Source organism: Streptomyces sp. NPDC002640, from assembly GCF_053592575.1.
On record NZ_JBSFVZ010000033.1, the window covers coordinates 47,694 to 61,821 of the forward strand.

Consider the following 14,128-nt stretch of genomic DNA (forward strand, 5'->3'; position numbering starts at 1 on the left):
CATGCGCCACGCCCCGGTCCGCCCCGTCCTGCTGGTCATCGCCCACGGCAGCCGCGACCCGCGCCACGCCGCCACCGTCCACGCGCTGGTGCGCGCGGTGCGGGCCCGGCGGCCCGGGCTGCGGGTGGAGACCGCGTTCCTCGACTTCAACGTCCCCTCCGTGGGCGGAGTCCTCACGTCGCTGGACGCGGAAGGGGTCCGGGACGTGGTCGCCCTCCCGCTGCTGCTCACCCGCGCCTTCCACGCGAAGGCGGACATCCCCGCCGTGCTGCGCGAGGCGCCGCCGTCCCTGCGGATCCGGGTGGCCGACGTCCTCGGCCCGGACCCGCTGCTCACGGCGGCACTGGAGCGGCGGCTCCACGAGGCGGGGCTCACCCCCGCCGACAGGCCCACGACCGGGGTCGTCCTGGCCTCGGCGGGCTCCTCCGACCCGGAGGCGATCGCGGTGATCGCTGACATCGCGCGGGAGTGGCGGCACACCGGTTGGTGCGCCGTGCGGCCCGCGTTCGCCTCCGGCCCCCTCCCCAGGACCGAGGACGCGGTCCGCGCGCTGCGGGCCGCCGGGTGCGAACGGGTCGCCGTCGCCCCGTACGTCCTCGCCCCGGGCCGCCTCCCCGACCGCATCGCGGCCGGCGCCGCGGCCGCCTCCGCGGACGTCCTCGCCGAGGTGCTGGGCCCCGCCCCGGAGGTGGCGCGGCTCCTGCTGGCCCGGTACGACGAGGCCCGGCACCACGGGGCGCTGGCCCGGGCCGCCTGACCCGGGCCGCCTGACACGGGCCGTCCGGCACGGCCCGCCTGGCCGGGGCCGTCCGGTGCGCGCCGCGGCGCTCCCGGCGCCCGCGGTCAGCCCAGCAGTCCGTACCCCTGCCACGCGGGCCACACGACCGCCAGGGCGGCCGACGCGAGCACGGCGGCGACGAGGACCTTCCCGCGCGGGTGCCGGGACAGCGGCGGCACGTGATACGCCGCGCACACCCAGCCGGTGAAGGTCAGCAGGCTCCCCACCAGGATCGCGGGGCTCGACCCCGACGGGCAGGGAGGGCCGTACCTGCCGCCGCACGAGTTGCCGGGCATCTGCTGGAATCCCCACACGATGCCCACCACCCCCAGGGAGAGCACCGCGCCCGCCACGGCGACCAGGAGCACCGCTTTCGGCAGCGGCCGTGGTTCGTCGGTGGTGCGCTCCGTCATGCTTCCCCCCGGAAGTCGGTCCTCACCGCGCGTGCCCGCGGCGGCAGGACAGTGTAAGCAGCCGGCGGAGGGCGCCCGGGGTGCCGCTCACGGTGCCGTCAGGGCCGCCAGCTTGAGCACCGTGTTCCAGTTGCGGGTGGTGGCTACCAGGCCCTTGGTCAGGCGGGGCTTGGCGAGCTGTTCCGCCAGCCTGGAGCGGCCCATGCCGTCCGGCAGGTACAGGTACAGCGCGCGGTCGCCGACGCGGAACTCCTCGGGTAGGTACGCGTCCCGGTCGAGCTCCGCGAAGCGGGCGTCGTCGACATCCTGGTCGAGAAACGTGACGTGGAGCTGCCGGCCCTCCAGCTCCGCGGCCGGGAACGGGCAGGCGTCGACGACGCCCGCCAGGTAGGCGTGGTCGCGGACCAGCACCTGGCAGGCGAACGCGAACCGCTTCCCCAGCGCCTCCGCCAGCTCCGCGGCCAGCGCCTCCTCGTCCCCGCGGCCGGCCGTGAACACCGCCTGACCGCTCTGCAGATACGTCCGCACGTCCCCGTGCCCGAGCTCCTCCAGCACGGCCCGCAGCTCGGCCATCGGCATCTTCCGCCCGCCGCCCACGTTGACCCCGCGGAGCAGCGCCGCATACGTCGTCATGGGGTCACCCTACGGCGGTGGTACGGCACCCGCGCGGAGCCGCCCGGCACGGGCCGCCGCCCCCTTCCGCGGCGGCGGGGCGGCCGGTGACGCGCGGAACTCCCGTGCCGGGCCCGTGCGTTCGGTACGGTGGCGGCCCAGCACGCCGACAGGCGCCCACGTCGACACGAGGGACTACAGGGGATTCCGGTGAAGGTCGAGTTGGAACTGAGGGACGGCACCGGGACGTCGCAGCGGGAACTGCGGTCCTTGCAACGATGGTTGAACGACTCCAGGGCCGAGCACGGCGCCACCGCCGAGCCGGTCACGCGCCCGCCTCGGCCCGGTGAGATGGGCACGGGCATCGAGCTGATCCTCGCGTCGGTGTCCACCGGCGCGGCGCTGCTGCAACTGGTGTTCGCCGTGGACACCTGGGTCAAGGCCCGCAGGCCCCGGTCGCAGGTCGTCATCCATCTGCACGGCGTCACCGCCCAGGAGGCGGCGTCGCTGGGCCGGGCGGCACCCGGCGTCACCGTGGTCCGCGCCGAGGAGGCGGACGGGGACGGCGGCGACAGCGGGGCCGGCGGCCACGGCGAGGCCCGCGACGACAGCCGGGCCGGCGGCCACGGCGAGGCCCGCGACGACAGCCGGGCCGGTGGCGACACCCAGTCCGGGGGCGACACCCGGTCCGGGGGCGACGGCCCGGTGGGCCCGGCATGACCACGCCCGAACCGCAGGCCGCTTCCGACCCGTCCGTGACCCCGCAGAAGCGGATCGACCCGGCCCGCTCCGCCTGCGTGCTGATCGGCGTCGACGACTACACCCAACTGCAGCCGCTGCGCAGCGTGCGGCACAACCTCCGCGCGCTCAAGAAGGCGCTGACCGACGAGCGGATCGTGGGCATCCCCCCGGAGCACGTCCTCGTGGTGGAGAACCCTGCCTCGGCGGCAGCCCTGGTCGGCCCGGTCAACAAGGCGGGCAAGCTGGCCAAGGACACCCTGATCGTCTACTACGCGGGCCACGGGCTGCTCGACCACCACGACGAGGAGCACCTGTACCTCACCCTGCCCGACTCCGTGGAGGGCGAGCCGTGGACCTCCGTCTCCGACTTCCTCCTCCGCGCCGCCATCAGGGACAGCTCCGCCGAGCGGCACGTGCTGCTCCTCGACTGCTGCTACAGCGGCAAGGTCCTCGACGGCGGCATGTCCGCCGCCGACCGCGGGCTGCGGGCGTCCAGCCAGGCCCTGGCCGGCGTCCACGGGTCCTACGTGATGACCTCGTCCTCGGCGACCCGCAAGTCGTACGCCTCGGACCCGGCGACCTGCAGCGCCTTCACCGGTGCCCTCGTCGGCACGCTGCGCGACGGGCTGCCGGACGGGCCCCCGATGCTGGGGCTGCACGACGTCTACAAGGCCGTCCGGGAACGCATGGCCTCCGACGGGCCCGGACCGCGGCAGGAGCCGCAGGTCCTGGACAAGGGCGGCATCGGCGCGCTGCCGTTCGCCCGCAACATCGCCCTGGAGCCCGCCCCGGCCCCCGGTGCCCCGGTACCGGGGGCGGCCGGTGTGACGCCGCGGCGTCACCGGACCGTGGCGGCCGCGGCCTTCGTCCTGGGCCTGGTGGCGGGCCTCGTGGTGGTGCCCGCCGGCGGCGACTGGTGGCGTGAGCGGCACCCCCGTCCGGCGGGCGGCGTCTGTTCCGACCGCGCGGCACTGCTCAGCTACTCCGACGCCCTGGACAAGGCGCAGGTCTCCGGGGAGCGCGTCGAAGGCCTGTCCGCCCTCGCCCTCACCGATGACGGCCGGGCGCTGGCGCTCACCGACAACGACATCGGCCGGGTCTTCCCCCTGGAGCTCGGCCCGCCGGAGGAACTCGCCCCCCGGCCGCTGACCGCCCGTACGCTGCGGGCGCCCACCGGCGCGGCCCCCTCCAAGTGGTTCGACGGCGAGGGCATGGTGGTCGAGGAGGGCGGGGAGACCATCCTGGTGGCCTCCGAGACCGGCCCGGCCATCCGCCGCTTCAGCCTGGTGACCGGCCGTCAGATGGGCGATCCGCTGCCCGTCCCGGAGGCGTTCCGCTCGCACCCGGGCGGCCACGCGCAGGCCGGTCGGACCCTCGAGTCGCTGGCCCTCTCCGAGAACGGCGAGTACCTGTACGCGGCGATGGAGGGCGCGCTGGCCGTCGACGGCGACGCCCGCGGCCGGAACCTCCTGCGGATCCAGCGCTACCGGGGCACCCCCGGCGGCGAGTACCGCCTGGACCAGCAGTACGCGTACCGCACCGACGAAGGCATGTACCTGGTCGAGCTGGCCGCGGTCGGCGACGACCGGCTGCTGGCCCTGGAGCGCCAGTACGTCGCGGGCGTCGGCAACACGGTCCGGATCTACGACGTCCCGCTCGACGGCGCCCCCGTCGCCGACGAGGAGACCGCCCTGTACGACCAGAGCGCCGACGTGTTCGTCGAGCACACCCTCCTGGTCGACCTGGCGGACTGCCCGTCCGGCGACCCCGGCGTCGTCCCCGTCAAGGGGCCGCAGCTCAACCCCCTGCTGCAGAACGTCGAGGGGATGGCGCTCGGCGAGCCCTGGACCACCGGCCCGGAGAAGGGGCGGCGGCCTCTCTACCTGGTCGCGGACGACAACGCCAACGCCGAGCAGATCACCCGCCTCTACGCCCTCAGCGTGCGTCTCTAGCCTCCGGCCCCCGTCGTCGGCGTCCGGCCCCGTCGTCGTCGAGGGCCGGGCTGACGGCTGGTCAGCCGGGACGGCGGTCGGGCAGCTCCGCCTCGATCAGGTCGGCCGCCCGGCGGGTGCCGCCCTCCTCGGCCATCTCCGCGCCGAGCGCGGCCAGCCGGGCCGCCACCTCCGGGTCGTCGACCAGGGCGAGGGCCGCCGCCCGCAGTGTGTCGGCGGTGGCCTCCTCGGCGGGCAGGTGCCGGGCGATGCCGAGGCCCTCCAGCATGTCCGCGTTCATGTGCTGGTCCGCGGCCTGCGGGACGGCGATCATCGGGGTCGCGCTCGCCATGCCCTCCTGGCTGCCGCCCGCTCCCGCGTGGGTGACGAACAGGTCGGCCCCGGCGAGCACCGCGCGCTGCGGCACCCAGTCGTGGACCTCGACGTTCGGCGGGACGTCGCCCAGTTCCGAGGGGTCGACGTGCTTGCCGATCTGCAGCACGGTGTGCCAGCCGGGGAGGTCGCCGAAGGCCTTGACGCACTCCCGGTAGAACGCGGGCCTCTGGGTGAACGCCGAGCCGAGTGACACCAGCACGACCTTCTCGGCGCCGGCCGGACGCCGCCAGTCGCCCTGGGCGGCCGGATCCGCCTGGCAGGCTCCGACGAAGCTGTACACGTCCTCGTTCACCCGGTCGGCGTTCGGCTGGAGCGCCTTCGGGATGAGGACCAGGGCGCGGTCGGGGCGTCCGCCGAAGGTGTCCGGGTCCAGGGGCACGCCGTTGTCGTCCAGCCACTTCTGGTACCGGGCGTAGTAGGCCTGGCCGCGCGGCGTCCTCCGCGGCTCCTCCCAGAGGGGTTCGCCCACCTCCTTCTCGTACCCCTCCCAGGCGACCATGGCGGGGGAGAGGCAGATCGCGGGGACGCCCCACCGGTGGGCGAGGACGCGGGCGGGGTAGCCGGCGATGTCGTACAGCACCAGGTCGGGGCGGTCGCCCTCGTAGGCGGCCTCGAGCTGGGGCAGCGCCTGGATCGCGTCGTCGAGGAACGGCTCGACGTTGTCGAGGAGCGTGGTGCCCCACGCCTCCGGCGGGTCCTCGGGGGAGGGCAGCGTGGAGTTCCACGGCTTGACCTCCGCGCCGGTTGCGGCGGCCTTCCCGGCGAGGAGGGGAGGGATCGCGTAGGTCACCCGGTGCCCGCGGCGCACGAGTTCGCGGATCACCTCCAGGCTGGGGTTCACGTGGCCGTGGGCCGCGATGGAGAACATGGCGATGTGGGCGGGGCGGGGGGCGCTCATGCCCCGAACCTAACGGCCCGCCGCGCCCGCATCACCTCGTTTCCCGCCGCCCGGCCCCAGGCCGTCGCCGCCCCGGCCTCACGCTGTCGCCGCCCCGGCTCAGGCCGTCGCGGGTGCGGCGAGGGTGGTGCGGGCGGCGGGGACGACGACGGGGGAGCCGTCACCGGGAGCGGTCAGGATGTCGGCGTCGATGCCGTACAGGTCCTTGACGAGGGCGGCGGTGACGACGTCACGGGGGGCGCCCTCGGCGACGACCTTGCCGGACTTCATGGCGACCACGGTGTCCGCGTACCGCGCGGCCAGCGCGAGGTCGTGCAGGACCATCACCACCGTGCGCCCGGCCGCCGCGACCTCGCGGATCAGCTCCAGCACCTCCACCGCGTGGCCGAGGTCGAGCGCCGAGGTGGGCTCGTCGAGCAGGACGACGGGGGTCTGCTGGGCGAGGACCACCGCCAGCCAGCACCGCTGCCGCTGGCCGCCGGAGAGCCGGTCGACCCGCCGCCCGGCGAGCTCCAGGGTGCCGGTGGCCTCCAGCGCCGCCCGCACCGCCGCCTCGTCCTCCCGCGACCACTGCCGCAGCAGGCCCTGGTGCGGGTGGCGCCCGTACCGCACCAGCCCGGCCACGGTGACCGCCTCCGGCGCGGTCGGGGCCTGCGGCAGCAGGCCGATGCGCCGCGCCGCGGTGCGCCGCTTCATCCGCCGGACGTCCTCGTCGCCCACCCGCACCGTGCCGGACTCCGGCTCGTGCAGCCGCGCCACGGACCGCAGCAGGGTGGACTTGCCGCACCCGTTGGGGCCGACGATCGCGACGACCTTGCCCGCCGGCACCGACAGGTCGACGCCGTCGACCACCCGGTGGCCGGCGTAACCCGCGACCAGCCCCTGGACCTCCAGGCGGAGGCCTTCGGCAGAGCTCATGACGGTTGTTCCTCTCAGCGTTCTCATCACGCGGCGTTCAGGCGTTGTCGGCGGGGTCGCGGAACAGCACCCACAGCAGGAAGGGGCCGCCCAGGACACTGGTGACGACGCCCACCGGGATCTCCACGGGGGCGATGACGCGGCCCAGCGCGTCCGCGGCGGCGATCAGCACCGCGCCGGTCAGCGCGGAGCCGAGGACGGGAACCCGGGTCGGGCCGGCCAGCCGGGAGGCCAGGATCGGGGCGGCCAGCGCGACGAAGGCGATGGGGCCGCCGATGCCGACGGCGCAGCCGGACAGCGCGACCGCCAGGGCCAGTGCCGCCCCGCGGGTGCGGCGCAGGTCCACGCCGAGGCTCGCGGCGAGTTCGTCGTCCAGCCGCAGCAGCTGCAGCCGGTTGCCGGCGGCCAGGGCGAGCGGCACCAGCACGACCAGGACCCACAGCAGCGGCGTGCCCACCGACCAGTCGCGGCCGTTGAGGCTGCCGACGGTCCACAGGAAGACGCCGCCGGCGGTGTTGTCGTTCTCCCGGGACATCACCAGGTCGGTCACGGCGGCGATGACGGTGGAGACGCCGATGCCGACCACCAGCACCCGGTGGCCCTTGGTGCCGACGCCGCCCGCGCACAGCACCACCAGCGCGGCGGCAGCGGCGGCGCCCAGCGGCCCCAGCCACCAGTCGCCGATGGTGCCGGTGGTGGAGCCGACCACGGAGGCCACCACCACGGCGGTGGCGCCCTCGTTGACGCCGATCACGTCGGGGGTGGCGAGGCGGTTGCCCGCCAGGGTCTGCAGCAGGCAGCCGGCGACGCCGAGCGCGGCGCCCACCAGCAGGCCCACCATGACGCGGGGCAGCCGGAACTCCTGCACCAGCATCACGGTCGCCGCGTCGCCGGTGCCGAGGAGTCCCTCGAGGGTGCGGGCGAAGCTCATGCCGGTCGAGCTGGCGAAGGACGCCAGCGCCACCACGACCGCGCCGAGCGCCACCAGGGCGAGGGTGACCAGGGCGGTGCGGCGCGGGAACAGCCAGGAGAAGCCGCCGGTCCGTACGACCGTGCTGTCCGGGGGTGTCACGTCCGGCTCCGCCGCCCCGGCCGGGCGGAACGTTTCCGCGCCCTCGCCGTCGAGCGGGGCCTCGGTGTCGTGGAGCGTCATGCCGCCCCTCCCGCCGTGGAGAACCGCCGGGAGCGGGCGATCCAGATCAGCAGCGGGCCGCCGATGAAGGCGAGCAGCACGCTGACGGGCGTCTCCCAAGGGCGGATGACCACCCGGGCGAGGATGTCCGCCGCGATCATCACACAGGCGCCGGTGAGTCCGGAGAGGGTCAACTGGCCGGCGATGCGGGGGCCGGTGACGGCGCGTGCGACGTAGGGGGCGAGCAGGCCGAGGAAGGCGATCGGACCGGCGAGGGCGACCGCGCAGCCCGCCAGCAGGGTGACCGCGACGGCGACCACCAGCCGCACCCGGCCGGGGTGGTGGCCGAGGGCGCGGGCGCTGTCGTCGCCGAGGGCCAGCGCGGCCAGCGGGCGGGAGCTGCCGTAGGCGATCAGCAGGCCGAGCGCGATCAGCGGGAGCAGCGGGTAGGTGTCGGAGGTCTCGACGCCCGCCAGCGAGCCGATGGTCCAGTAGCGGTAGACGTCGAACGTCGACTGGGTGCCCAGCAGGACGTAGGAGGTCATGCCGTGGAAGGTGGCGCCCAGGGCGGAACCCGCCAGCACCAGCTTCAGCGGCGATCCGGCCGCGCGCCCCGAGGCGGCCAGCAGCAGGACGACCGCGCTGGCCGTCATGCCGCCGAACAGCGCGCACACCAGCACCCCGTACGGCGACTCGATGCCGAGGTAGGTGAGGCCGACCACGACGCCCAGCGCGGCACCGGAGTTGACGCCGAGCAGGCCGGTCTCGGCGAGCGGGTTGCGGGTGGCCGCCTGGAGCAGGCAGCCGGCCACGCCCAGCGAGGCGCCGACCAGCACGGCGGCGATGGTGCGGGGGAGGCGCACGTCCACGACGGCGAGCCGGAGTTGGGCGTCGGCGCGGGCCGAGGGGTCGCCGGCCAGGTAGTCCCAGGCCCGGGCCACCGGGCTGTTGCCGGTGCCGATCAGCAGGGACAGCAGGAGACAGACCAGGAGCACACCCAGCAGGCCCAGGGCCGTCCAGAGCGTGGGCCGGTGCAGTCGGCCCCCCGGCCGGGGCGGCGAGCTCTTCTCCCCCACCCCTTCTTGCACAGTCAGCATTAGGTTAGCCTAACCTACGACTCGCCGGGTGGATGTGCTGTGCATCCTCCTTTGACGTCCCCGCTGTTCGATGTAATCCGGAGTGCCCGATCATGCGCATGAATGCCCGAATCTCTCGAGTCCGGGTGGCTGCTGCCGCCGCCGCCGTAGCGGGTGCTCTGACGCTGACCGCGTGCGGCGGCGGGGAGACGAAGGACGCGGCCGCCGAGGGCGGCGACAAGGGCGCCAAGGTGAGCGTCACCGACGCCAGCGGCAAGAAGGTCGAGGTCCCCCAGGACCCGAAGCGCGTGGTGGTCCTCAGCGAGATGGACCTCGACTCCTCCCTCGCCCTCGGCGTGAAGCCGGTCGGCCTCACCGCGGGCCGCGGCCAGCAGGGCGCCCCCGCCTACCTGACCGAGCAGGCCGCGGGCATCCCGGTCGTCGGCGCCGTCACCGGACCGGACATCGAGAAGGTCGTCGAGGCCAAGCCGGACGTCATCCTGGCCGGCCAGCTCGTCGACGAGCAGGTGCTCCAGCAGCTCCAGGCCGTCGCGCCGACCGTCGTCACCATCGACAACACCAAGAACTGGAAGACGGCCCTGGAGATCACCGGGCAGGTGCTCGGCAAGGAGAACGAGGCCAAGACCTTCCTCTCCGACTACGACGCCAAGGTCGAGGCGCTCAAGGGCAAGCTCGGCGACAAGGCCGGCGCCGAGGTCTCCGTCGCCCGCTACTCGCCCAAGGGCACCGCGGTGATGCAGCAGGGCGTCTTCATCTCCGACGTCCTCAAGGACCTCGGGTTCGCGCGTCCGGGCATCCAGAACGAGAAGGGCGAGGGCCACTCCACCCCGCTCAGCGACGAGAACCTCGCCGAGATCGACGGCGACTGGCTGTTCATCGGCACCCTCACCCCGGCCGACGGCACCCTCCTGGACAAGCTCCAGGCCAAGCCGGCCTTCGCCGAGCTGAAGGCCGTGAAGTCCGACTCGGTCACCGAGATCGACGGTTCGAAGTGGACCAGCCTCGGCGGCGCGCTGGCCGCGGTGTCCGTGCTGGAGGACATCGAGAAGGCGATGGTCAAGTAACTCCGCGAGTATTTTCGCGAGCAACTCCGCGAGCGACTCCGCGAGCGGGCGGCTCCGACCACGTGACGGGCCGGGCCCGGGACACCTCCCGGGCCCGGCCCTTCGCGTACCGCGTGCGGTGCCGCATGAGGCGCCCCGTCCCCGGTGATACTCGTCGTACGGTGCACCGGACCGCCGGAAGGGACGGATCGCATGACGCAGGGAACCGACGACCGGGCCTCCGGGCCGGAGGCCGTGACGCCGTACGGCAGGGTCAGGGGGCGGTGGGAGGACGGGATCGCCGTGTTCCGCGGCGTCCCCTACGCCGCACCGCCGTTCGGGCCGGGCAGGTTCCGGGCACCGTCCCCGCCGGAACCCTGGCACGGGGTGCGCCCCGCCGTGGAGTTCGGGCCCACCGCGCCCAAGCCGCCCTACTCCGACGCCTTCGCGCGGTTCCTGTCCGACCCCTCGATCCCCGGTGACGACTGCCTGAACCTCAACGTCTGGACCCCCGAGCCGGGTCCCGGGGCGCGGCTGCCGGTGCTGGTGTGGCTGCACGGCGGCGCGCTCACCCGCGGCTCCTCCGCGGTCCCCGTGTACGACGGCAGCGGCTTCGCCCGGCACGGCGTCGTCCTGGTGTCCCTCAACTACCGCCTGGGCGTGGAGGGTTACGGACTCTTCCCGGACGCCCCGGCCAACCTCGGGCTGCGGGACCAGATCGCGGCGCTCACGTGGGTGCGGGACGCCGTCGCCCGTTTCGGCGGCGACCCGGACGACGTCACGGTCGCCGGGCAGTCCGCCGGCGCCATCAGCGTCGGGGCGCTGCTGACCTCGCCGCGGGCCCGGGGCCTCTTCCGGCGCGCCGTGCTGCAGAGCGGCGCGCCGGAGGTGACCGGACGGGACAAGGCGCGGCGGATGGTGCGGCGGATGGCGGCCAGGCTCAAGGTCCCGGCCACCGCGGCGGCCTTCGCCGAGGTCGACCGGGCGCTGCTGCTGCGCACCCAGGCGGAGGCCGGGCGGCTGAGCAGCCCCGTCCTGGGCGGGCCCGCGTTCGGCATCGTCGAGGACGGCGACGTGGTGCCGCGCGACCCGCTGCGGGCCCTGCTGGAGGACGGGGCCGCCGCGGACGTCGAGCTGCTGATGGGGTGGACCACGGACGAGTACCGGCTGTGGCTGGTGCCGGGCGGGCTGCTCGAGCGGGTGGACCAGCTCGGCCCGCTCGCCCTGACGGGGGCGCGGGCCCGGTGCCGCAGCGGCGTCGACGTGCCGCGCGGGTACCGGTCGCTGCGGCCCGGGGCGGGGACGGCGGAGACCGTGGGGCAGATGGTGACGGACCACCTGCTGCGGCTGCCGCTGCGACGGGTGGCGGACACCCGGGTGGCGGACACCCGGGCGGCGGGTGGTCCGGGCCGCCGGGGCCGGGCGTACGTCTACGAGTTCGCCTGGGAGTCCCGCCTGCCCGACCTCGGCGCCTGTCACAGCCTCGAGCTCGGGTTCGTCTTCGACAGCGGCGGGACGGACGCCGCGGTGCGGTTGGCGGGCGAAGGTGCGCCCCGCGCGCTGGCGGAGGCCATGCACGGGGCGTGGGTGCGGTTCGCCCGGGGCGAGGGAGCGGGATGGGAGCCCTGGGACGCGACGCATCCGGTGCGGGTGTTCGACGACGGGGAGCCGCGGACCGTGCGCGGGCTGCGGGACGCCGAGCTGGCGCTGTGGACGGCGCCCGGGGTGCCCACCCCGGTGGAGCAGCGGCGGGCGGGGCTGCCGCTGCTGGGGACGTTCAAGCGGCGCGGCGGGACGGCGCCGGAACCCTCGCCCGGGAAGCGGCCGCGACGGGCGGGTGGGGCGCGGCGCGGGTAGCCGAGCCGCGGAGCCCCGGGCCGTGGGTCGCGCGGGCGGGCCGGTCAGCCCCGCAGGGACCGGGCGACGGCGGTGATCGTGCCGGGGCCCACCCGGCAGCAGCCGCCGATCAGGCGGGCGCCGGCGGTGTGCCAGGCGCGGGCCGCCGCCGGGTCGAAGGCGGAGCCCCCGGCCCAGGAGCGGGACGCGGCGTCCCAGTCCTCGCCGCTGTTGGGGTAGGCGACGACGGGTCGGCCCGTCACCCGGGAGGCCGTCGCGACCGCCGCCGTGACGTCCCCTGGCGCGCAGCAGTTCACGCCGACGGCGACGACCTCCTCCGCGTCCGCGACCAGGGCGAAGGCGTCCTCGAGCGACTGGCCGGCCCGCGTGCGGCCGCCCTCGACCGTGTAGGAGAGCCAGGCGGGCACGCCGAGACCGCGGATCGCGCGCAGGAGTGCCTCGGCCTCCACGGTGTCGGGGACCGTCTCCAGGGCCAGGACGTCCGGGCCGGCCGCGGCCAGCGCCTCCAGGCGCGGGCGGTGGAAGCGCTCCAGCTCGGCGACGCTCAGCCCGTACCGGCCCCGGTACTCCGCGCCGTCGGCCGGCATCGCCCCGTACGGACCCGCGGAGGCGGCCACGTACAGCCGCCGGTCCACGCCCCTCGCGCGGGCGCGTACCGCGGCCTCCCGGGCCAGGTCCACGCTCAGCGCCATCAGTTCCGCCGCCCGCGGGCCGGGGATCCCGCGCCGGGCGAAGCCGGGGAAGGTGGCCTGGTAGCTCGCGGTGATCGCCACGTCCGCGCCCGCCTCGTAGTAGGCGAGGTGCGCCCCGGTGACCGCCTCCGGCCGTTCCGCCAGGAGCCGCGCCGACCACAGGGCGTCGCCCAGGTCGTGCCCCGCCGCCTCCAGCTGGTTGGACAGGCCTCCGTCCAGCACCAGCCCGTCGTTGGAGGTCAGGGCGTCGGCGAAGGACGCCGTCGGAACACCGCTCATGCCCCCGAGCCTACGACTCCGGGTCGGACAGCCCGTTCTTCACGGCCTCGTTGTTGCGCACCGCCTCGGTGTCGCCCTTGACGCTCTCGTCCAGGCTCTTGCCGTTGTGCGCCGCGCCGTTCTTGGCCGCGTGCCGGGCGTGGGCGCGCAGCAGACGCCCGGTGACGTCCTCCGGGGGAAGGAAACGGGACCACCGCTCGGGGAACTCCGACGGCGTGTCCGGGTCGTCGTCCGTGGCGCCCACCGCCGTCGTCCGCGCGACGTAGTCGACGATCTGGGCCTTGCGCAGCCGCTCGTTCGTCTCGCGCGCGGCGGCGGTGGCCGCGGCCGGCCACACCCGGTCGATGGCCGCGTTGACGGCCGCGCCGACCAGCACCGCGAACGCCGACACGCCGATCCACAGGAGGATGGCCACCGGCGCCGCCAGCGAGCCGTAGATGGTCGGCCCCTCGATGGTGGAGGTCAGGTACAGCCGCAGCAGGGCGCTGCCCAGCACCCACATGCCCAGGGCGACCAGCGCCCCCGGGATGTCCTCCATCCACGGCGAACGCACCGGTACCGACACGTGGTACAGCGTCGTCAGGAAGACCACCGACAGGACCACCACCACCGGCCAGTACAGGACCTGCACCAGCGTCTGCGACCACGGCAGGATCCGCATCACCACGTCCGGCCCCGCCACCATCAGCGGCAGCGCCACCGAACCGATCAGCAGCCCCACGATGAACAGCAGGAACGCCATCAGCCGCGTCCGGACGATGCCGCGCACCCCGTCCAGCCCGTACATCACCGTGATGGTGTCGACGAAGACGTTGACCGCGCGCGACCCCGACCACACGGCGAGCAGGAACCCGAGGGAGATCACGTCGGGCCGGCCGCCGGACGTCACGTCGTCGAGGATCGGCTGCGCGATCCCGGTCACGCCCCGGTCGGTCAGCACCGTCCGGGAGGCCTGCAGGATGTTGTTCTCCACGCCGCGGATGGTCTCCGCGCCGGTCCAGGCGTCCACGTAACCGAGCAGACCGACCAGGCTGAGCAGCAGCGGCGGCACCGAGAGCAGGGTGAAGAAGGCGGCCTCGGCGGCCAGGCCGAGGATCCGGTACTCCATGCACGAATTGACGGTGTCCTTGAGCAGAAGCCATGCCGTCCGGCGCTTGGAGACGTTCCGGTAGAGGACGCGGGCCCGGTGGAGGCGGCCGCCGGAGGGCTCGTCGGTGTTTTCGCTTGCTGCCTGCACGGGGTAAAGGTAACGGCAGCGCGGCGCGTCCCTGACATCCCGCCCCGCCGGGACGAGACACCCCGCGAGGCGGACGACCCGGCTCCGGGGCCTGTGATCGCGGC

13 protein-coding genes are annotated in these 14,128 nt (G+C 75.0%); 5 read left to right on the forward strand and 8 right to left on the reverse strand.

Features of this window, described 5'->3' with window-relative positions; all coding sequences use genetic code 11:
* The first annotated feature begins 1 nt into the window (after position 1).
* On the forward strand, positions 2-757 hold the full coding sequence (locus tag ACWD3O_RS31320; protein ID WP_451413859.1) for a sirohydrochlorin chelatase: 756 nt from the start codon (positions 2-4) through the stop codon (positions 755-757).
* An 86-nt stretch (positions 758-843) separates the two neighbouring features.
* Here ACWD3O_RS31320 and ACWD3O_RS31325 read toward each other — a convergent pair whose 3' ends face one another.
* Positions 844-1,191, reverse strand: a complete 348-nt coding sequence (locus ACWD3O_RS31325) for a hypothetical protein (protein ID WP_451413860.1) — start codon at positions 1,189-1,191, stop codon at positions 844-846.
* Positions 1,192-1,278: 87 nt separating this feature from the next.
* Positions 1,279-1,824 carry a DUF1697 domain-containing protein gene (locus ACWD3O_RS31330; RefSeq protein ID WP_451413861.1) on the reverse strand — a complete coding sequence of 182 codons (546 nt, stop codon included), beginning with the start codon at positions 1,822-1,824 and terminating at the stop codon, positions 1,279-1,281.
* Between the two features lie 189 nt (positions 1,825-2,013).
* On the opposite strand from ACWD3O_RS31330, the gene ACWD3O_RS31335 reads away from it, so the two are divergent.
* The gene (locus ACWD3O_RS31335) at positions 2,014-2,523 is read left to right on the forward strand and encodes an effector-associated constant component EACC1 (protein ID WP_451418213.1); all 510 of its coding nucleotides are present in this window, start codon (positions 2,014-2,016) and stop codon (positions 2,521-2,523) included.
* On the forward strand, positions 2,520-4,496 hold the full coding sequence (locus tag ACWD3O_RS31340; protein WP_451413863.1) for a caspase, EACC1-associated type: 1,977 nt from the start codon (positions 2,520-2,522) through the stop codon (positions 4,494-4,496). The genes ACWD3O_RS31335 and ACWD3O_RS31340 overlap by 4 nt, the downstream gene beginning before the upstream one ends.
* A 61-nt stretch (positions 4,497-4,557) precedes the next feature.
* Here ACWD3O_RS31340 and mgt read toward each other — a convergent pair whose 3' ends face one another.
* The 4 genes from mgt to ACWD3O_RS31360 all read right to left on the reverse strand — a co-directional run bounded on the left by mgt (position 4,558) and on the right by ACWD3O_RS31360 (position 8,916).
* On the reverse strand, positions 4,558-5,769 hold the full coding sequence (mgt, locus tag ACWD3O_RS31345; RefSeq protein WP_451418214.1) for a macrolide-inactivating glycosyltransferase: 1,212 nt from the start codon (positions 5,767-5,769) through the stop codon (positions 4,558-4,560).
* Positions 5,770-5,868: 99 nt separating this feature from the next.
* Positions 5,869-6,687 (reverse strand): ABC transporter ATP-binding protein, encoded by an 819-nt coding sequence (locus ACWD3O_RS31350; RefSeq protein ID WP_451413866.1) that lies wholly within the window; start codon positions 6,685-6,687, stop codon positions 5,869-5,871.
* 37 nt (positions 6,688-6,724) lie between these two features.
* The gene (locus tag ACWD3O_RS31355) at positions 6,725-7,840 is read right to left on the reverse strand and encodes a FecCD family ABC transporter permease (RefSeq protein ID WP_451413867.1); all 1,116 of its coding nucleotides are present in this window, start codon (positions 7,838-7,840) and stop codon (positions 6,725-6,727) included.
* A complete protein-coding gene (locus ACWD3O_RS31360; RefSeq protein ID WP_451413868.1) occupies positions 7,837-8,916 on the reverse strand; it encodes a FecCD family ABC transporter permease in 1,080 nt (359 codons plus the stop codon). Before ACWD3O_RS31360 ends, ACWD3O_RS31355 begins: the two co-directional genes overlap by 4 nt.
* 92 nt (positions 8,917-9,008) lie before the next feature.
* On the opposite strand from ACWD3O_RS31360, the gene ACWD3O_RS31365 reads away from it, so the two are divergent.
* Positions 9,009-9,980 carry an ABC transporter substrate-binding protein gene (locus ACWD3O_RS31365; RefSeq protein ID WP_451418215.1) on the forward strand — a complete coding sequence of 324 codons (972 nt, stop codon included), beginning with the start codon at positions 9,009-9,011 and terminating at the stop codon, positions 9,978-9,980.
* Positions 9,981-10,172: 192 nt separating this feature from the next.
* Complete coding sequence (locus tag ACWD3O_RS31370) at positions 10,173-11,816, forward strand: carboxylesterase/lipase family protein (protein WP_451418216.1); 1,644 nt, start codon at positions 10,173-10,175, stop codon at positions 11,814-11,816.
* A gap of 44 nt (positions 11,817-11,860) precedes the next feature.
* Here ACWD3O_RS31370 and mmuM read toward each other — a convergent pair whose 3' ends face one another.
* Positions 11,861-12,787, reverse strand: coding sequence for a homocysteine S-methyltransferase (mmuM, locus tag ACWD3O_RS31375; protein ID WP_451418217.1), 927 nt, complete (start codon positions 12,785-12,787; stop codon positions 11,861-11,863).
* Positions 12,788-12,797: 10 nt separating this feature from the next.
* Positions 12,798-14,024, reverse strand: coding sequence for a YihY/virulence factor BrkB family protein (locus tag ACWD3O_RS31380; RefSeq protein WP_451413871.1), 1,227 nt, complete (start codon positions 14,022-14,024; stop codon positions 12,798-12,800).
* Between the last annotated feature and the right edge of the window lie 104 nt (positions 14,025-14,128).